Here is a 17,677-nt window from a genome sequence, read left to right as displayed (position 1 = left end):
GACGTCCCGCCTGTGATTCGTCAGGCCCGTCGACGTCACGCCTGCGATTCGTCGGTGCCCAGCCAGCCGGCCAGCTTGCCGCCCCGGCCGACCGCGCGCAGGCGCCGTTCGGCGGCGTCCCGTACCGGGTCCGTGGCGACGACGAGCAGTTCGTCCCCGCGGCGCAGCACCGTCGACGGCAGCGGCACGAACGACGTCCCGTCGCGCACGACGAGGGTGACGGCGGCCCCGGCCGGCAGCCGCAGCTCGGCGATCTCCACGCCGTGCATCCTCGACTCGGCCGGGATGGCGACCGACAGCAGGTGTCCGCGCAGCCGCTCCAGGGGCGCCGACTCGATGCCGAGGTCGGCGGCGGACTCCCCGCCCAGGTGCAGCTTGCGGGCCAGCCAGGGCAGCGTCGGCCCCTGGATGAGGGTGTAGACGACGACCAGGAGGAAGACGATGTTGAAGATCCGCTCGCTCCCGGCGACGCCTTGCACCATCGGGATCGTCGCCAGGATGATGGGCACGGCGCCGCGCAGTCCCGCCCACGACATCAGCGTCTGCTCCTGCCAGGGCACCCGGAACGGCAGCAGGCAGACGACGACGCTCAGTGGGCGGGCCACCATGGTGAGCGCCAGCCCGATGACCAGCGCGGGCACGATGTCGTCGCCCAGCTCGTGCGGGGTGACGAGCAGGCCGAGCAGGACGAACATGCCGATCTGGGCGATCCAGCCGAGCCCTTCGGCGAAGCCGCGCGTGGCGGGCCAGTGCGGCAGTTTGGCGTTGCCCAGCACCATCGAGGCGAGGTAGACGGCGAGGAAGCCGCTGCCGTGGGCGAGGGCGCCGAACGCGTAGGCGGCGACCGCGATGGCCATGACGGCGATCGGGTAGAGGCCGGAGGCGGGCAGTGCCACGTGCCGCAGCCCCCAGGCGCCCAGCCAGCCCACCGCGAGCCCGATGGCGGCGCCGATGACCAGCTCCAGCACTATCTCGCCGGCCAGGACGTACCAGTGCTCGACCGGTCCGGCCGAGGAGAAGGCGACGACCAGGATGACGACGGGCGCGTCGTTGAAGCCGGACTCCGCCTCCAGCACGCCCGTCACCCGCGCGGGGAGCGGTATTTTCCGCAGCACCGAGAAGACGGCCGCCGCGTCGGTCGACGACACCACCGCGCCGATGATCAGCGCTTGCCGCCACTCCAGCCCGACCAGGAAGTGCGCGGCCGACGCCGTGACGCCGACGCTCACCGCGACGCCGGCCAGCGCGAGCACGGAGGCGGCGGGCAGGATCGGTTTCACCTCCGTCCACTTCGTGCCCAGACCGCCCTCGGCCAGGATCACGACCAGGGCCGCGTATCCGATGACCTGGGTCAGTTCGGCGTTGTCGAAGTGGATGTCGCCGATGCCGTCCTGGCCCATGGCGATGCCGATGCCCAGGTAGACGAGCAGGCTGGGGAGCCCGCTGCGCGAGGAGATCCGGACCGCTGCGACGGCGACGAGCAGGACGATCGAGCAGACGAGCAGGAGCTGGTTGAGGTGGTGGACAGTCAGCGGCCGTTCCCTTCCCTGACTCAGGCGCACCCGCGCGTGAGCTCACGTACATCGCATGCGATCCACCGCTTCCGCGGCAAACTACTTCGTTACCTTACCTAACTCTTGACGCGTTCTTGACGCTCTTGACGGCATGATCGAACGTCCGTCCGGGCTGGTTCCCCACTCCGCGTCAAGTGCCGCGGAGCCCTGCGCCTATCGTTGCTCCAGCGCTCAGTTAAAAGCACAGCCCGACCTGCCGCTCGCGTTAGGACAGCAAGGACAGCGATGCCCACCGACACCACCGCCTCCACGGGTCAGCAACCCGGCAAGTCCGGCAGGAAGAAGGGGCGCAGAGCCCGACTGATCGTGCTCGTCCTGGTGCTGGCCCTGATCGGCGGTGTCGCCTACGGGGGGTACTGGTCCGTCAGCACCGTGCGCGCCTCCTTCCCGCAGACCAAGGGATCGATCACCCTCCAGGGTCTGACGGGAACCGTCGACGTCAAACGGGACGGCTACGGCATCCCGCAGATCTACGCCTCCTCCGACGAGGACCTGTTCATGGCCCAGGGCTACGTCCAGGCGCAGGACCGGTTCTACGAGATGGACGTGCGCCGGCACATGACCTCCGGCCGCCTGTCGGAGATGTTCGGCGAGGGCCAGGTCGACAACGACGAGTTCCTGCGCACCCTGGGCTGGGACCGGGTCGCCGAGGAGGAGTACGACAAGAAGCTCTCCCCCGCCACGAAGAAGTACCTCCAGGCGTACGCCAAGGGCGTCAACGCCTATCTGGAGGGCAAGGAGGGCAAGGAGATCTCCCTGGAGTACGCGGCCCTCGGCTTCGAGAACGACTACCGGCCCGGGAAGTGGACCCCGGTCGACTCCGTGGCCTGGCTGAAGGCGATGGCCTGGGACCTGCGCGGCAACATGCAGGACGAGATCGACCGCGCGCTGATGACCAGCCGCCTCGGCCCGCAGGAGATCGCCGACCTGTACCCGGCGTACCCGTACAGCCGGAACAAGCCGGTGGTCCAGGAGGGCCAGTACGACCAGCTCACCGGGGCCTACGAGCAGGGTGAGAGCACGGACGGCACCGGCACGGGGACCGGCACCGGCACGGGGACCGGCACCGGCACGGGGACCGGCACAGGTACCGGCACCGGCACAGGTACCGGCACCGGCACAGGTACCGGCACGGGCACGGGCACAGGCACCGGTACGGGCACAGGCACCGCCGGTTCCTCCCTGGAGAGCCAGCTGACCGGCCTCCAGGAGGTCCTGGAGGACCTCCCCACCGCCGTCGGCGTCAACGGCGACGGCATCGGCTCCAACTCCTGGGTGGTCGCGGGCGAGCACACCATCACCGGCAAGCCCCTGCTCGCCAACGACCCGCACCTGTCCGCCTCGCTGCCGTCCGTCTGGTACCAGATGGGCCTGCACTGCCGCAGCGTCTCCGCCAAGTGCCGGTACGACGTCGCCGGCTACACCTTCGCGGGCATGCCGGGGGTGATAATCGGCCACAATCAGGACGTCTCCTGGGGCCTGACCAACTCCGGCGTCGACGTCACCGACCTCTACCTGGAGAAGATCACCGGCGACGGCTACCAGTACGACGGCAAGGTGGTGCCGTTCAAGACCCGCGAGGAGACCATCAAGGTCGCCGGCGGCAAGGCGCAGAAGATCGTCGTGCGGGAGACCAACAACGGCCCCCTGCTCTCCGACCGTTCCGACGACCTGGTGAAGACCGGCAAGAAGGCCACCGTCGACAGCGCCGCCCCCGACCGGGGCGACGGCTACGGCGTCGCGCTGCGCTGGACCGCCCTGGAGCCCGGCCGCACCATGGACTCGGTCTTCGCGATGAACCGCGCGAAGGACTGGGACGACTTCCGCGAGGCCGCCGCCCTGTTCGAGGTGCCCTCGCAGAACCTCGTCTACGCGGACACCGAGGACAACATCGGCTACACGCTGCCCGGGAAGATCCCCACCCGCGCGGAGAAGCACGACGGTTCCCTCCCCGCCCCCGGCTGGGACCCCGACTACGCGTGGGACGGCTGGATCGACCAGGCGGCGCTGCCCTACGAGTACAACCCGGAGCGCGGCTACATCGTCACCGCCAACCAGGCCGTCGTCGGCGAGGACTACCCGTACACGCTGACCACCGACTGGGGTTACGGCGCCCGCAGCCAGCGGATCACCGAGCTGATCAAGGCGAAGATCAAGGACGACGGCAAGATCTCCCCCGACGACATGCGGCAGATGCAGCTCGACAACTCCAGCACCATCGCCAAGCTGCTGGTGCCGCACCTGCTCAAGATCGACACCGAGGACGCGGACGTCCGCGAGGCGCAGAAGCTGCTGGAGGGCTGGGACTACACCCAGGACGCCGACTCGGCCGCCGCCGCCTACTTCAACTCCGTGTGGCGCAACATCCTCAAGCTCGCCTTCGGCCACAAGCTGCCCAAGGAACTGCGGGTCAAGGGCCAGTGCCTGTGGGTCGAGCCGGTCAACACCACCGGGCCCGCCGACGAGGCGGACAAGGTCCGCGAGTGCGGTCAGCGCGACGCCGACCAGGCGCAGCCCGACGGCGGCGACCGCTGGTTCGAGGTGGTCCGCACGCTGATGGACGAGGAGGACAGCGACTGGTGGAAGACCCCCAAGTCGGGCACCCGCCCCGCTGCGGACAACCGTGACGAGCTGTTCAAGCGCGCCCTGATCGACGCCCGCTGGGAGCTGACCGCCAAGCTCGGCAAGGACATCGACAGCTGGAGCTGGGGCCGGCTGCACCGCCTGTTCCTGAAGAACCAGACGCTCGGCACCGAGGGCCCCGGATTCCTGCAGTACGTGCTCAACCGTGGCCCGTGGAAGCTCGGCGGCGGCGAGGCCACCGTCAACGCGACCGGCTGGAACGCGGCCGGCGGCTACGGCGTCGTGTGGGTGCCGTCCATGCGGATGGTGGTCAACCTCGGCGATCTCGACAAGTCCCGGTGGATCAACCTCACCGGCGCCTCCGGGCACGCCTACAGCTCCCACTACGTCGACCAGACGGACAAGTGGGCCGAGGGCGAGCTGCTGGAGTGGTCGTACTCGGAGAAGGCGGTCGAGGACAGCACCAGCGACACCCTGCTGCTGAAGCCCTGACCCCGGTCCCCGCCGTCGGAAAGCGGCCTGCGCGTGCACGCGCAGGCCGCTTTCCGCGTGTACGGGGGCTCAGCCGAACCGGCGCACCCCGGAGGGCGTCACCACCGCGTGCACCGGCCGGTCGTGCGGCTCGGCGGGGACGCTGCCGACGACCTCCGTGTCGTACAGCAGCACCACCAGCGCCGGACGCGCGCCCGCGCGGTCCAGCCGGGCGAGGACCCGGTCGTAGGAGCCGCCGCCGCGTCCCAGGCGCACTCCGCGCGTGTCGACGGCCAGGCCCGGCAGCAGGACGACGTCCGCCTCCGTGACGGCGTCCGGTCCGAGACGCGGTCCCGCGGGCTCGAAGAGCGCCATCCGCGCGCCGTGTCGCACGCGCGCGAGTGAACCCTCTCCCCCGTACGCCCCCCAGTCCAGGTCGTTGTCGGGCAGCAGCGCGGGCAGGAGCACGCGTGCGCCCCGCGTGCGCAGCGCGTCGAGCAGCGCGAGCGTGCCGGGTTCACTCCCCACGGAGACGTACGCCGCCACCGTGCGCGCGTGTGCCAGTTCGGGCAGTCCGAGTGCCTGCCGGGCCAGTGCGGCCGCGGACTCCCGCACGTCGTCCGCCGTCAACCCGTTCCTCGCCGCGAGGACCTCCCGGCGCCATGTCCGCTTGTCAGGCTTGTTCGCGCCCTCTTTGTGTCTCAAGTCTGTTCCCTTACCGTTCCAATATGCTCATATGAGCGGTAATTGACCGGAGCCTCAGATTCACTGCAAAGGGGCCCGATATGGTGGCGGACATGTCTCAGTCACACCCTCGGATCAGCAAGGCCGTCATCCCCGCAGCCGGCCTCGGCACCCGGTTCCTGCCGGCCACCAAGGCCACTCCCAAGGAGATGCTGCCGGTCGTCGACAAGCCGGCGATCCAGTACGTGGTCGAAGAGGCCGTCTCCGCCGGTCTCGACGACGTCCTCATGGTGACGGGCCGCAACAAGCGCCCCCTGGAGGACCATTTCGACCGCAATTATGAACTGGAGTCCGCCCTTCAGAAGAAGGGCGACGCCGACCGTCTTGCCAAGGTCCAGGAGTCCAGTGACCTGGCCACCATGCACTACGTCCGCCAGGGCGACCCCAAGGGCCTCGGTCACGCCGTGCTGTGCGCCGCTCCGCACGTCGGCGACGAGCCCTTCGCCGTCCTCCTCGGCGACGACCTGATCGACCCGCGCGACCCCCTGCTCCAGCGCATGATCGAGGTCCAGCAGCAGCACGGCGGCAGCGTCGTCGCGCTCATGGAGGTGGCCCCCGAGCAGATCCACCTCTACGGCTCCGCCGCGGTCGAGGCCACCGTGGACGCCGACGTCGTCAAGGTCACCGGGCTGGTCGAGAAGCCCGCCGCCGAGGAGGCGCCGTCGAACTACGCCATCATCGGCCGCTACGTCCTCGACCCGGCCGTCTTCGACATCCTGCGCAGGACCGAGCCCGGCCGCGGCGGCGAGATCCAGCTCACCGACGCCCTCCAGCAGCTCGCGGCGACGCACACCCCGGCGGCCGCCGCCGAGGGGAGGCCCGGCGGCCCGGTGCACGGCGTCGTCTTCAAGGGCCGCCGCTATGACACCGGCGACCGCGGCGACTACCTGCGTGCCATTGTCCGGCTCGCGTGCGAACGTGAGGACCTGGGGCCGGACTTCCGTACCTGGCTCCAGCGATACGTCACCGAGGAGATGCAGCAACGTTGAGCACCGCCGCGCCCCGCACCGCAGGTCCGGACCACCTCTGGTCGGTGGACGAGCACCTGGACGACATCCTCGCGACCGTCCGGCCCCTCGAGCCCATCGAGCTGCACCTCCTCGACGCCCAGGGCTGCGTCCTGATCGAGGACGTCACGGTGCCGGTCTCCCTGCCCCCGTTCGACAACAGCTCCATGGACGGGTACGCGGTGCGGGTCGCGGACGTCGCGGGCGCGAGCGAGGAGTACCCGGCGGCCCTCGAGGTGATCGGGGACGTCGCCGCCGGCGCGGCCGGACTCCTCCACGTCGGCCCCGGCCAGGCCGCCCGCATCATGACCGGCGCCCCGCTCCCGCCCGGCGCCGAGACCGTCGTCCCCGTCGAGTGGACCGACGGCGGGCTCGGCGCGGGCCCGGCCACCGGGATGCGCGCCCGCAGCCTCGCCCCCGAGGGCGCCACCGGGCAGGTGAACGTGTACCGCCCGGCCGAGGCACGCGCGCACGTACGCGCCGAGGGCAGCGACGTCAGGGCCGGTGACCGCGCCCTGGCGGCCGGCACCGTCCTCGGCCCGCCGCAGATCTCCCTGCTGGCCGCCATCGGCCGCGGCACGGTCCGGGTGCGCCCGCGCCCGCGCGTGGTGGTGCTCTCCACCGGCAGCGAACTCGTCCAGCCCGACGGGGAACTGGGCCCGGGTCAGATCTACGACTCCAACAGCTTCGCCCTCACCGCCGCCGCGCGGGACGCCGGCGCGATCGCCTACCGCGTGGGCGCCGTCGCCGACGACGCCACGACCCTGCGGGACACCATCGAGGACCAGCTGGTCCGCGCCGACCTGGTGGTCACCACCGGCGGCGTGAGCGTCGGGGCGTACGACGTGGTCAAGGAGGCGCTGTCGTACGCGGCGGACGAGGACGAGCCCGGCAGCGGCGTCGAGTTCCGCAAGCTCGCCATGCAGCCGGGCAAGCCCCAGGGCTTCGGCTCCATCGGCCCCGACCACACCCCGCTGCTGGCCCTGCCCGGCAACCCGGTCTCCAGTTACGTCTCCTTCGAGCTGTTCGTCCGTCCCGCCATCCGCACCCTGATGGGCCTGACGGACGTCCACCGGCCGAGGGCGCGCGCGAAGCTCACCGCGGACCGGGCGCTGACCTCCCCCAGGGGCCGCCGCCAGTTCCTGCGCGGCAGGTACGCCGACGGCACGGTGACGCCCGTCGGCGGCGCCGGCTCCCACCTCGTGGCGGCCCTCGCGCAGGCCGACGCGCTGATCGTCGTCCCCGAGGACGCCGAGTCCGTCGCGCCCGGCACCGAGGTCGAGGTGGTCCTGCTCGGCTGAGCGCGACCGGTTGGCGGTACCGTGTCGCGCACAGCAGGCCCGCGCGCCGCACCGCCACGGGCCAGGACCGGGAGCGCCACACGATCATGACCGTGCCTTCCCGGGGGGAGACCCCCGGACCCTCCGAATCCTCCGAGCAGTCCCGTCTCACCCACGTCGACGAGGCGGGCGCCGCCCGCATGGTCGACGTGTCGGGCAAGGACGTCACCGCGCGCACCGCGCGGGCCACCGGCCGTGTGCTCGTCTCACCGCGCGTGATCGAGCTGCTGCGCGGCGAGGGCGTCCCCAAGGGCGACGCGCTGGCCACCGCGCGCATCGCGGGCATCATGGGTGCCAAACGCACCCCCGACCTGATCCCGCTGTGCCACCCGTTGGCGGTCTCCGGTGTGAAACTGGACCTGTCGGTCGCGGACGACGCCGTGGAGATCGCGGCGACCGTGCGGACGACGGACCGCACGGGCGTCGAGATGGAGGCGCTCACCGCGGTCTCGGTCGCCGCGCTCACCGTGATCGACATGGTCAAGGCGGTCGACAAGGAGGCGGTCATCACGGACGTGCGGGTCGAGGAGAAGACGGGCGGCAAGTCGGGCGACTGGAGCCGGGCATGACACTCGACGCCACGGCCGGCGGCGCGCTGCTCGCGCCGTACAGCGCGCTCGTCGTCACCGCCTCCAACCGGGCCGCCGCCGGCGTCTACGAGGACAGGGGCGGCCCGCTGATCGCGGAGGGCCTGAAGCGCTTCGGCTTCGCCGTCGACGGGCCGCGGGTGGTCCCCGACGGCGACCCCGTGGAGGCCGCCCTGCGCGCGGGCGCCGACGCCGGGTACGACGTCATCGTGACCACCGGCGGCACCGGCGTCTCGCCCACCGACCGCACCCCCGAGGCGACCCGCAGGGTCATCGACCACGAGGTCCCCGGCATCGCGGAGGCCATCCGGGCGTACGGCCGGGACAAGGTGCCCACCGCCGTCCTCTCCCGGGGCCTCGCGGGCGTCGCGGGCGGCACGCTGATCGTCAACCTGCCCGGGTCCGCCGGCGGGGTGAAGGACGGTCTCGCCGTTCTGGAGCCGCTGCTGAAGCACGCCGTGGACCAGCTGCGCGGCGGGGACCATCCGAGGCCGGACGCCGACGGCGGGGGTGCGCGCTGAACAGCCCGCACTGGCCGGTCGAGCTGGTGGACGGCGACATCGTCCTCCGGCCGATAAAGCTGCGCGACCAGAAGGCCTGGCGCGAGGTCAACCGGCGCAACCGCGACTGGCTGCGGCCCTGGGAGGCGACCATTCCGCCGCCCACGCCCAGCGGCCCGGTCACCCACCGGCCGACGTACCGTCAGATGGTCCGCCATCTGAAGTCGGAGGCGAACGCGGGCCGGATGCTGCCGTTCGTCATCGAGTACCAGGGCCGTCTCGTCGGCCAGTTGACGGTCGCCGGGATCACCTGGGGCTCGATGTGCTCGGGCCACGTCGGCTACTGGGTGGACGAGGCGGTGGCCGGCCGCGGAGTGGTGCCGACGGCCGTGGCGATGGCCGTGGACCACTGTTTCCGCACCGTCGGACTGCACCGCATCGAGGTCTGCATTCGCCCGGAGAACGGGCCGAGCCGCAGGGTCGTGGAGAAACTCGGATTCCGCGAGGAGGGCCTGCGCCCGCGATATCTGCACATCGACGGGGCCTGGCGCGACCACCTCGTCTTCGCGCTCACGGCGGAAGAGGTCCCCGACGGTTTGCTCGCCCGGTGGCGCCGGGCACGCTCCGGGGGGCGCTCCGGCCGCGAGCGGCGTAATCCGGGAATCCCGCACGGCCCCGGAAATTGAATAAACGTTCGAATTCAAACGGAAGGTGACCGTCTTCGGGCGCGGAATTCCCGCTTCGGGTGAGTCCCTGATCGCGCCGGTCACAAGAAAAGTTCGAAATATCAGCCGGATCGTGCGACACACCGGCCCAATTGGCGGATGGCTCCGTGCAAACCCCTCTACGGTGTGAGATGTGAGCAGCAGCGGCCTCATCTACGCAGTCATCGTCGGGGCCTGGGCCGCCTACTTGGTGCCGATGTGGCTCCGTAGGCAGGACGAGCTGAACGAGGCCCGTCCGACGGAACGCTTCAGCACCGCCATCCGATTGCTGTCCGGACGGGCGGGCATGGAGCGCCGATACGCCAAGGACCTGCGGACGCGCTCCGCCGAGGAGGGGGAGCAGAGCGTCCACGACCCGGATGCGATCACCGACTCGGTGGACGTCCGGGCCTTCGCCGTGTCCCAGACCCGTCCGCACACCCAGGCGCCCGTCCCGTCACTCCCCGCGGAGCAGCCGGAGCCGGCACCCGGCCGGCCCCCGCGCGAACGCGCGGAACGGCGGACGCCCGAACCGGCCGCCGCGCGGGGACGCGTCCCGGCCGCCCGGCGCGGACCGGACGTCCAGCGGGCCCGGGCGGCGCAGGCCGCCGCCGCGCGCGCCCAGCGCTCGAAGGCGCTCGCCCGCCGCCGGCGCACCACCACGATGCTCTTCGTCGCCTTCACGCTCGGCGCGATCGTCGCGGCGGTCGGCGGGCTCGCGTTCCTGTGGGCGCCCGGCGTGCCGGCCGTGCTGCTGAGCGCGTACATCGCCTACCTCCGCTCCCAGGAGCGCCGCCGCTTCGCCTACCAGATGGACCGCCGCCAGGCCGAGGTCGCCGCGCAGCGGCTGCGCGAGCGCCAGCCGCGCCACCGCCCGTCCACCGAGGACGCCGACCCCGACGAACCGGAGGGACCGGAGGCGGGGGTCGACCCCGACCCGGGCCTGACCGCGCTCGCCGCGGACCGGCGCGCGCTCGTCGAGCAGACCGACCACGCCGAGTGGGTCGACCAGCAGCGCGAACGGCAGCGGCGCCCCGGCCAGGGCGGCGACAGCTGGGACCCGGTCCCGGTGCCGCTCCCGACGTACGTGACGGCCCCGGTCGCCCCCCGCGCCACGGGCGACGTGGACCTCGGCGCCCCGGACACCTGGAGCTCGGCCCGCTCCAGCGCCGTACCGGCGGACGAGGCGCAGGGGCCGGCCGAGGAAGCGGACCCGGACCCGGCCCCCGCCGACGACCGCAGCGACGCCCGCCGGGCGGCCTCGGCCCGCCGCTCCCGCGAACGCGGCCGCACCCCGCTCTTCGACCAGTACGAGGACGGGGAGCGCCCGAAGGCCGCCAACGAGTAGGGCCGGGCCAACGGATTTCCGAGCACCCCGATCGGGATGCTAAAGTTTCACTCGTTGCAAGGGCCTGTGGCGCAGTCCGGTAGCGCACCTCGTTCGCATCGAGGGGGCCAGGGGTTCAAATCCCCTCAGGTCCACTGCACAGTTGGAAGCCCCCGCCGAGAAATCGGCGGGGGCTTCCTCGTGTTGTGCCCCTCATGTCTCAACGGCGATCCACGGCTCGCGGATGCCCCGCGCCGGCAACGGGCCTCCCCGTGTCCCTCTGGCGCGAAGACGCCGCGCGGTCGCCGCGGCCCGCGCTCACGCCGCGTTCCGTGGGTCGTGTGACGGACCGTCGTCCCTTCCGGTACTCGGGGTGTGCCGGGTACCACCGGATCGCCGTATGAGTATGTGTGCTCATGATCGTGCGGCGGGCCGGGTCCTACCGTGACGTGCATGGATACGGATTCGGTCCCCGCCGGTGCCCCGGCCGCGAAGGGGTCGGGGCGCGCCGTCGGCTGTGCGATCGCCCTGCTCGTCCTCGTCGTCCTGACCGGCCTGGGCGCCTGGGCGCTGGACGAGTTCGAGAAGGGCCTGGACGGATACGGGCAGCTGGAGCAGGCCGGTGCCTCCGGCAGCGTGGCGGACCCTCTCGGCCCCGGTATGACGGCCCGGTACGAGGACGGCCTGAGGATCACGGTCGGCAGTCCGCACCGGGAGCCCGACGGCACGTACCGCTTGACGGTCACCTACGACAACGGCACCGGCGAGGAGGTGCCGCTGGGCGGCGAGTCGATCGGCGGTGCCTCCCCCTCCCTCGAGATCCGTGAGGGCGAGTCCCTGGACGACTACTCCGCCGGCTACTCCCTGACCTGGCTGAACCGGCAGGAGTGTGCCTCTGCGCTCGCTCCGCCCCTCGGTGCGGACGAGACACGCGGCGTACCGCTCCACGTCAGGCCGAGCGAGGAGGGGATCCCGGTCACCGTGGAGGTCGAACCGGCGGACGACGGTTCCCGCGAGAAGGCGTACTTCCAGCTCGTCCTGGACCGACCGGACCGCTACAGCGTCTTCCCGTAGCAGCGGCTCTCCTCGTGGAAGCGGTAGTAGCCGAACTTCTCGCAGGGCTCGTAGCCGCTGGAGGTGTACAGGGCGATGGCCTCCGGCTGCTTCGTGCCGGTCTCCAGGACCATGCGGACGCGGCCGGCCGCGCGGGCGTCCTCCTCCAGGGCGGCCAGGACGCGGCGGGCCAGGCCCCGGCCGCGCATCTGCTCGATCACGAACATGCGCTTCAGCTCGGCGTCGCCGTCCCGGTTGCCCTCGCCGTTGGCGTCCTGGGCGCGCCAGCCGCCGGACGCCACGGGGGCGCCGGACTCGTCGTACGCGATCAGGTAGACGCCGTTCGGGGGCCTGAAGTCCGCGGGGTCCATGGGGGTGGCGTCGCCGCCGTCGCCGTAGCGGACGTGGTATTCGGCCTGTACTTCGGCGTCCAGCTTCACGGCGTCGGGGTGGTCGTAGGGGACCGGGCGGATTTCCATGCCGAACACCGTAAAACATGCCCGGACCTGGAGTGCCGTATCGTGCCCTGATGCTCACTGTGACCTCCGTCAACGTCAATGGACTGCGGGCCGCCGCCAAGAAGGGCTTCGTGGAGTGGCTGGCCGGGACCTCCGCCGATGTGCTGTGTCTGCAGGAGGTGCGGGCGGAGGCGAAGCAGCTGCCGGAACAGGTGCGGGAGCCCGAGGGATGGCACGTCGTGCACGCGCCCGCCGCTGCCAAGGGGCGGGCGGGGGTCTCCCTGTACTCCCGGCGTGAGCCCGAGCGCGTGCGGATCGGGTTCGGGTCGGACGAGTTCGACGACAGCGGGCGGTACGTGGAAGCCGATCTGCCCGGTGTGACCGTCGCCTCGCTCTATCTGCCGTCCGGGGAGGTCGGGACCGAGCGGCAGGAGGAGAAGGTCCGGTTCATGGGGGAGTTCCTCACGTACCTCAAGGGGCTGCGCGAGCGGGCCGCCGCCGAGGGGCGGGAGGTGGTGGTCTGCGGGGACTGGAACATCGCCCACGAGAAGACCGACCTGAGGAACTGGCGCGGGAACACCAAGAGCTCCGGGTTCCTGCCGGAGGAACGGGAGTGGCTGTCCCGGGTGCTCGACCCGGCGGACGGCGGGTACGTCGACGTCGTGCGGGCGCTGCACCCGGACGTGGACGGGCCGTACACCTGGTGGTCCTACCGGGGGCGGGCCTTCGACAACGACACGGGGTGGAGGATCGACCTCGCCGTGGCGACGCCGGGGCTCGCGGGCCGCGCGGTGAGGGCCCACGTCGAGCGGGCCGCCACGCACGCCGAGCGCTGGTCGGACCACGCGCCGGTGACGGTGGTCTTCGACCGCCGGTGACGGTCAGTCCCGCTTGCGCAGCCGCCGGTCCAGGGCCAGGGAGAGTTCCGCGTCCACCACGCTGCGGGCCAGCGGGCGCAGGCGGTGGAGGGATTCCTCCGGGGCGTGGCGGAGGATCAGGCCGGCGAAGAGGTCGGCCAGGGCGTCGGCGTGGGTGCGGACCTCCGCGCCGGTGCGGAGCACCTCCGCGAGCGGGATGCCCTCGCGGACCAGGGCCGACGACACGTCCAGCAGGCGGCGGCTGATGTGGACGATCTCCTCGCCGTCGACGCCGAGGTAGCCGAGGTCCAGCGCGGCGGCCAGGTTCTCCGGGGTGACCTCCCCGGAGAAGTGGTCGGCGAGTTCCTCGGGGGTGAGGCGGACCGGGGTCTCCTCGGTGGGGGTGTCCACGCCGAGGAGGTCGCCGACGTCCCGCCCGTGGTCGAAGGCCTCGGCGAGTTCCGCTATGCCGTTCAGGTTGTGGCCCCGCTCCAGCAGCGCCGTGATCGTGCGCAGCCGGGCCAGGTGGTGGTCGTCGTACCAGGCGATGCGGCCCTCGCGGCGCGGTGGCGGGATCAGCCTGCGCTCGCGGTAGAAGCGCAGGGTGCGCACCGTGATGCCGGCCAGCCGGGCCAGCTCGTCCATGCGGTACTCGCGCCGTCCGCCGGGTCGTTCGCTGTCTTCCGCCACGTCTGAAGCCTAGGGCGTACCGGCGGTAACTTTCCTCGCGCGCCCCCTACCCATCAGTACGCAGCTGCTCTACTCTCCCCATTGCGCCAGTGTTCACTGGCAGGGTTCTGAGCGATGCGTGGAGGCTTCGGGATGGCCGAGCACGAGCACGAACATGTACGAGTGGCGGTGGTCGGGTCCGGATTCGGCGGGCTCGGGGCCGCCGTGCGGCTGCGGCGCGAGGGGATCACCGACTTCGTCGTCCTGGAGCGGGCGGGCAGCGTCGGCGGCACCTGGCGCGACAACAGCTATCCCGGCTGCGCGTGCGACGTGCCGTCGCACCTGTACTCGTTCTCCTTCGCGCCCAATCCCGACTGGCCCCGCTCCTTCTCCGGGCAGCGGCACATCCGCGCCTACCTCGAGCACGTCACCGACGTCTTCGGGCTGCGGCCCCACATCCGCTTCGACTCGGAGGTGAAGCGGATGGTGTGGGACGGCGAGCGGATGCGGTGGGAGATCGAGACGAGCGGCGGCCGGCTCAGCGCGGACGTGGTCGTGTCCGCGACCGGGCCGTTGTCCGACCCGAAGATCCCCGACATCCCGGGGCTCGACACGTTCCCCGGCAAGGTGTTCCACTCCGCCCGCTGGGACCACGACTACGACCTGCGCGGCAAGCGGGTCGCCATGGTCGGCACCGGCGCCTCGGCGATCCAGATCGTGCCGGCCGTCCAGCCGCTCGTCTCGCGGCTGACCCTCTTCCAGCGCACCCCCGCCTGGGTCCTGCCGCGCGTCGACCGGGCCATCAGCGGTGCCGAGCGCGCCCTGCACCGGGCGCTGCCCGTCACCACCAAACTGCGCCGCGGACTGCTCTGGGGCGTCAGGGAGCTGCAGGTCCAGGCGTTCACCAGACACCCCGGCGAGCTCGGCTTCGTCGAGCAGCTGGCCAAGCGCAACATGGGCCGCGCGATCAAGGACCCGGCCCTGCGCGCCAGGCTCACCCCCGACTACCGCATCGGCTGCAAGCGGATCCTGCTGTCGAGCACCTACTACCCGGCGCTCGCGCAGCCCAATGTGGAGGTCGTGGCCAGTGGGCTGAGCGAGGTCCGCGGGTCGACCGTCGTCGGGGCCGACGGGACCGAGGCCGAGGTCGACGCGATCGTGTTCGGAACCGGGTTCCACGTCACCGACATGCCCATCGCGGAGCGGGTGGTGGGCGCGGAGGGCAGGACCCTCGCCGAGAGCTGGGCGGGCGGGATGCAGGCCCTGCGCGGCGCCTCGGCCGCCGGGTTCCCCAACTGGATGACGATCATCGGGCCCAACACCGGCCTCGGGAACTCCTCCATGATCCTGATGATCGAGTCCCAGCTGAACTACCTGGCCGACTACCTGCGCCAGCTGGACGTCCTCGGCGGCCGGGTCGCCCTCGACGCCCGCCCGAGTGCCGTACGGGCCTGGAACCACCGGGTGCAGGAGCGGATGAGGCGCACGGTCTGGAACACCGGCGGCTGCACCAGCTGGTACCTGGACGAGAGCGGGCGCAACACCACCATCTGGCCCGGTACGACCAGTGAGTTCCGGCGGGAGACCCGGCGGGTCGACCTCGCCGAGTACGCCGTGCTCCGCAGCGTCCCGACCGCGGCGGAGGACGCCCGGGAGAACGCCGAGGTGACCGCGTGAGCCGCCTCGCCCACGCCGCCTCCGGGCCGTACGCCCCGCCCGCCGCCGCCCGTGAACCGACCGTCCGTTCCGCCGACGGCACCCGGCTGCACGTCGAGGTGCACGGCCCCGAGCGGGCGCCCGCGGTCGTCCTCGCCCACGGCTGGACCTGCTCGACCGCCTTCTGGGCGGCGCAGATCCGCGAACTGGCCGCCGACCACCGGGTCGTCGCCTACGACCAGCGCGGCCACGGACGCACCCCCGCGAGCCCGGTGTGCAGCACCGACGCGCTCGCCGACGACCTCGAGGCCGTCCTCACCGCCACCCTCGCGCCGGGGGAACGGGCCGTGGTCGCCGGGCACTCCATGGGCGGGATGACGGTGATGGCCGCCGCCGGCCGGCCCGCGTTCCGCGAGCACGTGGCCGCCGTCCTGCTGTGCAGCACGGGCAGTTCGCGGCTGGTCGCCGAGTCGACGGTGGTGCCGCTGCGGCCGGGGCGGCTGCGCAGCCGGCTGACCGGGCGGATCCTCGGCTCCCGGGCCCCGCTCGGACCGGTCACCCCGCTCGCCCGCAGGATCCTCAAGTACGCGACGATGGGACCCGCTTCCGACCCGGACATGGTCGAGGCGTGCGCCCGCATCGTGCACGCCTGTCCGCGCGCGGTGCGCCACGCCTGGTCGCACGTGCTCCACGGGCTCGACCTCGACCACTCCCTCGCGGAGCTGCGCGTACCGGTCGAGATCGTCGTCGGGACCGCGGACCGGCTCACCCCGCCGGTGCACGCCCGGTCGCTCGCCGCCGCGCTGCCCGACTGCCTCGGCGTCACCGAGCTGCCCGGCATCGGCCACATGACGCCCGTCGAGGCGCCCGGCGCGGTCACCGGGAGGATCCGGGCCCTGGCCGCTGCCCGCATACCCGCCGTACCCGCAGTCGAGGAGAGCGCATGAGCAGGGTCGGTCTCGAAGGGAAGGTCGCCGTCGTCACCGGAGCGGCGCGCGGGGTCGGGGAGTTGCTGGCCCGCAAGCTGTCCGCGCGGGGGGTGAGGGTGGCGCTGGTCGGGCTGGAGCCGGACGCGCTCAAGGACGTCTCCGCGCGGCTGCACAGTGACAGCGACCACTGGTACGCGGACGTCACCGACCACGGGGCGATGGCCCGGGTCGCCGAGGAGGTCCGGGCGCGGTTCGGCCGGGTCGACATCGTGGTCGCCAACGCCGGTGTGGCGACGGGCGGTCCGTTCGCCGACTCCGATCCGGAGTCCTGGCGGCGGGTGATCGAGGTGAACCTGATCGGATCGGCGGTCACCGCGCGGGCGTTCCTGCCGCTGCTCACCGAGAGCCGCGGCTATCTGCTCCAGATCGCCTCCCTCGCTGCGATCACCCCGGCGCCGATGATGACGGCGTACTGCGCCTCCAAGTCCGGTGTGGAGGCGTACGCGCACGCGCTGCGGGCCGAAGTCGGCCACCGGGGCGTGAAGGTGGGCGTCGGGTATCTGTCGTGGACCGACACCGACATGGTGCGCGGGGCCGATCAGGACGACGTGATGCGGGAGTTGCGGCAGCGGCTGCCGTGGCCGGCGAACAAGACCTATCCGCTGGGGCCCGCGGTGGACCGGCTGGTGACCGGCGTCGAGCGGCGGGCGAGCCATGTGTACGGGCAGTGGTGGCTGCGCGGGATGCAGGGCGTGCGCGGCTACCTGCCCGCGGTCATCGGGACCGTGGGACAGCGGGAGATGCGGCGGTTCGGGAACAGGCTCGCGGGCGTGGGCACGGGGTTGGTCGGAGCGGGCGGCAACGCCGATGAGCAGCACCGGAACACGGTCCGTGACTGATCGACATGCGCAGGGTGACGGGCCGTGTGAATCTGGTCGGGCAAGTTCCCCCACCCCACAACGGGAGTGAACCCACATGGGTATGAAGGACCAGTTCCAGGAGAAGTCCGAGCAGTTCCAGCAGCAGGCCAAGCAGCGTGCCCAGCAGGGCAGGGAGCAGCTGCAGAACCGCGGCCGCCGGCGGGACGAGAACATGGACGAGCCCCGGCGTCAGCGGGAGTCCGAGGAGCGCTTCGACCAGGACCACGAGGTCTGACGTCGAACGCTGAGGACGCCTGAACGCGTCGTGCGCCGAAGTGGAAGGGGTGCCCCATGGCGA

Annotated in this window: 17 protein-coding genes and 1 tRNA gene; 14 read left to right on the top strand and 4 right to left on the bottom strand. The window is 72.0% G+C overall.

Going from position 1 to position 17,677, the window contains the following annotated elements; genetic code table 11:
• Positions 1 to 35: 35 nt before the first annotated feature.
• On the bottom strand, positions 36 to 1,562 hold the full coding sequence (locus ACFY3N_RS33545) for a potassium/proton antiporter (protein ID WP_390820590.1): 1,527 nt from the start codon (positions 1,560 to 1,562) through the stop codon (positions 36 to 38).
• 237 nt (positions 1,563 to 1,799) lie between these two features.
• On the opposite strand from ACFY3N_RS33545, the gene ACFY3N_RS33540 reads away from it, so the two are divergent.
• Complete coding sequence (locus tag ACFY3N_RS33540) at positions 1,800 to 4,649, top strand: penicillin acylase family protein (protein WP_390820589.1); 2,850 nt, start codon at positions 1,800 to 1,802, stop codon at positions 4,647 to 4,649.
• 69 nt (positions 4,650 to 4,718) lie between these two features.
• Here the strand turns inward: ACFY3N_RS33540 and ACFY3N_RS33535 are convergent, their stop codons facing one another.
• Positions 4,719 to 5,333 (bottom strand): 5-formyltetrahydrofolate cyclo-ligase, encoded by a 615-nt coding sequence (locus ACFY3N_RS33535; protein WP_390820588.1) that lies wholly within the window; start codon positions 5,331 to 5,333, stop codon positions 4,719 to 4,721.
• Between the two features lie 92 nt (positions 5,334 to 5,425).
• Here ACFY3N_RS33535 and galU point away from each other — a divergent pair, with 92 nt between their 5' ends.
• The 8 genes from galU (at position 5,426) to ACFY3N_RS33495 (ending at position 11,911) form a co-directional block, all read left to right on the top strand.
• Positions 5,426 to 6,361, top strand: a complete 936-nt coding sequence (galU, locus tag ACFY3N_RS33530; RefSeq protein ID WP_390820587.1) for a UTP--glucose-1-phosphate uridylyltransferase GalU — start codon at positions 5,426 to 5,428, stop codon at positions 6,359 to 6,361.
• On the top strand, positions 6,358 to 7,680 hold the full coding sequence (gene glp / locus ACFY3N_RS33525) for a gephyrin-like molybdotransferase Glp (protein ID WP_390820586.1): 1,323 nt from the start codon (positions 6,358 to 6,360) through the stop codon (positions 7,678 to 7,680). Before galU ends, glp begins: the two co-directional genes overlap by 4 nt.
• A gap of 86 nt (positions 7,681 to 7,766) precedes the next feature.
• Positions 7,767 to 8,288 (top strand): cyclic pyranopterin monophosphate synthase MoaC, encoded by a 522-nt coding sequence (moaC, locus tag ACFY3N_RS33520; protein ID WP_390820585.1) that lies wholly within the window; start codon positions 7,767 to 7,769, stop codon positions 8,286 to 8,288.
• On the top strand, positions 8,285 to 8,827 hold the full coding sequence (locus ACFY3N_RS33515; RefSeq protein WP_390820584.1) for a molybdenum cofactor biosynthesis protein B: 543 nt from the start codon (positions 8,285 to 8,287) through the stop codon (positions 8,825 to 8,827). The genes moaC and ACFY3N_RS33515 overlap by 4 nt, the downstream gene beginning before the upstream one ends.
• 26 nt (positions 8,828 to 8,853) lie before the next feature.
• Positions 8,854 to 9,492 carry a GNAT family N-acetyltransferase gene (locus tag ACFY3N_RS33510; RefSeq protein ID WP_390820583.1) on the top strand — a complete coding sequence of 213 codons (639 nt, stop codon included), beginning with the start codon at positions 8,854 to 8,856 and terminating at the stop codon, positions 9,490 to 9,492.
• A 172-nt stretch (positions 9,493 to 9,664) separates the two neighbouring features.
• Entirely contained in the window at positions 9,665 to 10,858 is a 1,194-nt protein-coding gene (gene glpR / locus ACFY3N_RS33505; RefSeq protein ID WP_390820582.1) for a gephyrin-like molybdotransferase receptor GlpR, read from the top strand.
• A gap of 60 nt (positions 10,859 to 10,918) precedes the next feature.
• A tRNA-Ala gene (locus tag ACFY3N_RS33500) sits at positions 10,919 to 10,992 on the top strand.
• A 298-nt stretch (positions 10,993 to 11,290) separates the two neighbouring features.
• Positions 11,291 to 11,911 carry a hypothetical protein gene (locus tag ACFY3N_RS33495; protein ID WP_390820581.1) on the top strand — a complete coding sequence of 207 codons (621 nt, stop codon included), beginning with the start codon at positions 11,291 to 11,293 and terminating at the stop codon, positions 11,909 to 11,911.
• Here the strand turns inward: ACFY3N_RS33495 and ACFY3N_RS33490 are convergent.
• Positions 11,893 to 12,369: a GNAT family N-acetyltransferase gene (locus ACFY3N_RS33490; protein WP_390820580.1), complete on the bottom strand. Its 477-nt coding sequence runs from the start codon at positions 12,367 to 12,369 to the stop codon at positions 11,893 to 11,895. The genes ACFY3N_RS33495 and ACFY3N_RS33490 overlap by 19 nt on opposite strands.
• A 50-nt stretch (positions 12,370 to 12,419) precedes the next feature.
• On the opposite strand from ACFY3N_RS33490, the gene ACFY3N_RS33485 reads away from it, so the two are divergent.
• On the top strand, positions 12,420 to 13,226 hold the full coding sequence (locus tag ACFY3N_RS33485) for an exodeoxyribonuclease III (protein WP_390820579.1): 807 nt from the start codon (positions 12,420 to 12,422) through the stop codon (positions 13,224 to 13,226).
• Between the two features lie 3 nt (positions 13,227 to 13,229).
• Here ACFY3N_RS33485 and ACFY3N_RS33480 read toward each other — a convergent pair whose 3' ends face one another.
• Positions 13,230 to 13,850: a MerR family transcriptional regulator gene (locus ACFY3N_RS33480; protein WP_390820624.1), complete on the bottom strand. Its 621-nt coding sequence runs from the start codon at positions 13,848 to 13,850 to the stop codon at positions 13,230 to 13,232.
• Positions 13,851 to 14,027: 177 nt separating this feature from the next.
• Here ACFY3N_RS33480 and ACFY3N_RS33475 point away from each other — a divergent pair, with 177 nt between their 5' ends.
• The 4 genes from ACFY3N_RS33475 (at position 14,028) to ACFY3N_RS33460 (ending at position 17,614) form a co-directional block, all read left to right on the top strand.
• A complete protein-coding gene (locus tag ACFY3N_RS33475) occupies positions 14,028 to 15,551 on the top strand; it encodes a flavin-containing monooxygenase (protein WP_390820578.1) in 1,524 nt (507 codons plus the stop codon).
• The gene (locus tag ACFY3N_RS33470) at positions 15,548 to 16,477 is read left to right on the top strand and encodes an alpha/beta fold hydrolase (RefSeq protein WP_390820577.1); all 930 of its coding nucleotides are present in this window, start codon (positions 15,548 to 15,550) and stop codon (positions 16,475 to 16,477) included. The genes ACFY3N_RS33475 and ACFY3N_RS33470 overlap by 4 nt, the downstream gene beginning before the upstream one ends.
• The gene (locus tag ACFY3N_RS33465) at positions 16,474 to 17,358 is read left to right on the top strand and encodes an SDR family oxidoreductase (RefSeq protein ID WP_390820576.1); all 885 of its coding nucleotides are present in this window, start codon (positions 16,474 to 16,476) and stop codon (positions 17,356 to 17,358) included. Before ACFY3N_RS33470 ends, ACFY3N_RS33465 begins: the two co-directional genes overlap by 4 nt.
• A 76-nt stretch (positions 17,359 to 17,434) precedes the next feature.
• Positions 17,435 to 17,614, top strand: coding sequence for a hypothetical protein (locus ACFY3N_RS33460; protein ID WP_390820575.1), 180 nt, complete (start codon positions 17,435 to 17,437; stop codon positions 17,612 to 17,614).
• Positions 17,615 to 17,677 lie beyond the last annotated feature (63 nt).

The organism is Streptomyces sp. NPDC000348 (assembly GCF_042898795.1).
Classification (GTDB): Bacteria; Actinomycetota; Actinomycetes; order Streptomycetales; family Streptomycetaceae; genus Streptomyces.
Note: the sequence above shows the minus strand (reverse complement) of the source record. Positions and strands in the feature narration are given on the sequence as shown.

What these genes read in the sequence shown, in the direction of transcription:
- ACFY3N_RS33495 (WP_390820581.1), top strand. Translation starts at nt 11,291, where the DNA reads ATGGATACGGATTCGGTCCCCGCCGGTGCCCCGGCCGCGAAGGGGTCG.
- moaC (WP_390820585.1), top strand. Translation starts at nt 7,767, where the DNA reads ATGACCGTGCCTTCCCGGGGGGAGACCCCCGGACCCTCCGAATCCTCC.
- ACFY3N_RS33480 (WP_390820624.1), bottom strand. Translation starts at nt 13,850, where the DNA reads ATGGACGAGCTGGCCCGGCTGGCCGGCATCACGGTGCGCACCCTGCGC.
- ACFY3N_RS33465 (WP_390820576.1), top strand. Translation starts at nt 16,474, where the DNA reads ATGAGCAGGGTCGGTCTCGAAGGGAAGGTCGCCGTCGTCACCGGAGCG.
- ACFY3N_RS33475 (WP_390820578.1), top strand. Translation starts at nt 14,028, where the DNA reads ATGGCCGAGCACGAGCACGAACATGTACGAGTGGCGGTGGTCGGGTCC.
- ACFY3N_RS33460 (WP_390820575.1), top strand. Translation starts at nt 17,435, where the DNA reads ATGGGTATGAAGGACCAGTTCCAGGAGAAGTCCGAGCAGTTCCAGCAG.
- ACFY3N_RS33515 (WP_390820584.1), top strand. Translation starts at nt 8,285, where the DNA reads ATGACACTCGACGCCACGGCCGGCGGCGCGCTGCTCGCGCCGTACAGC.
- ACFY3N_RS33490 (WP_390820580.1), bottom strand. Translation starts at nt 12,369, where the DNA reads ATGGAAATCCGCCCGGTCCCCTACGACCACCCCGACGCCGTGAAGCTG.
- galU (WP_390820587.1), top strand. Translation starts at nt 5,426, where the DNA reads ATGTCTCAGTCACACCCTCGGATCAGCAAGGCCGTCATCCCCGCAGCC.
- ACFY3N_RS33540 (WP_390820589.1), top strand. Translation starts at nt 1,800, where the DNA reads ATGCCCACCGACACCACCGCCTCCACGGGTCAGCAACCCGGCAAGTCC.
- ACFY3N_RS33485 (WP_390820579.1), top strand. Translation starts at nt 12,420, where the DNA reads ATGCTCACTGTGACCTCCGTCAACGTCAATGGACTGCGGGCCGCCGCC.